Here is an 839-nt window from a genome sequence, read left to right as displayed (position 1 = left end):
GCGGTGATCGGCGGTATCAGCACGTGCGGGGCGTTCGTGCTGCTCGGCCTGATCCACCTGTTCACGAACCTGTTTTTCTTCGGCAGCTTCTCGTTCGCGGACCGCTCGCCCGCGCACAACACGCTCGGGCTTTGGGTGCTCGTCGTGCCGGTGACGGGCGGGCTCATCGTCGGTCTCATGGCGCGCTACGGGTCGGAGAAGATCCGCGGCCACGGCATCCCCGAAGCGATCGAGGCGATCCTGTTCGGCAAGAGCCGCATGTCGCCGAAGGTGGCGGTGCTCAAGCCGTTGTCGTCGGGGATCGTGATCGGCAGCGGCGGGCCGTTCGGCGCCGAAGGCCCGATCATCATGACGGGCGGCGCGCTCGGCTCGCTGATCGCGCAGTGCGTGAAGCTGACCTCCGCCGAACGCAAGACGCTGCTCGTCGCCGGCGCCGCCGCCGGCATGACCGCGGTGTTCGGCACGCCGGTCGCGGCCGTGCTGCTCGCCGTCGAACTGCTGCTGTTCGAATGGCGGCCGCGCAGCTTCCTGCCGGTCGCGCTGGCGTGCGCGGTCGCCGGGTTCGCCCGCGTCGCGTTCTTCGGACAGGGGCCGCTCTTCCCGCTAGTCACCGCGCCGCCGGGCGGCCTTTCGCTCGTGTCGTGCGTGATCGCGGGGCTGCTGTCCGGCGCGCTCGCATCGGGGCTGTCGGCTGCGCTCTACAAGACCGAAGACCTGTTCGGCAAGCTGCCGATCCACTGGATGTGGTGGCCCGCGATTGGTGGACTGGTCGTCGGCATCGGCGGATATATCGAGCCGCGCGCGCTCGGCGTCGGCTACGACGTGATCGGCGACCTGCT

General features: G+C 69.7%; 1 protein-coding gene. It reads left to right on the top strand.

The window, feature by feature from the left end:
• The coding region (locus AWB68_RS45580) for a chloride channel protein (RefSeq protein ID WP_143282084.1) at positions 1-839 on the top strand (839 nt) is incomplete at both ends.

Origin of the sequence: Caballeronia choica (assembly GCF_001544535.1) — a bacterium.
GTDB classification, from domain to species: Bacteria; Pseudomonadota; Gammaproteobacteria; order Burkholderiales; family Burkholderiaceae; genus Caballeronia; species Caballeronia choica.
This window is presented reverse-complemented; position numbering and strand designations above follow the sequence as displayed.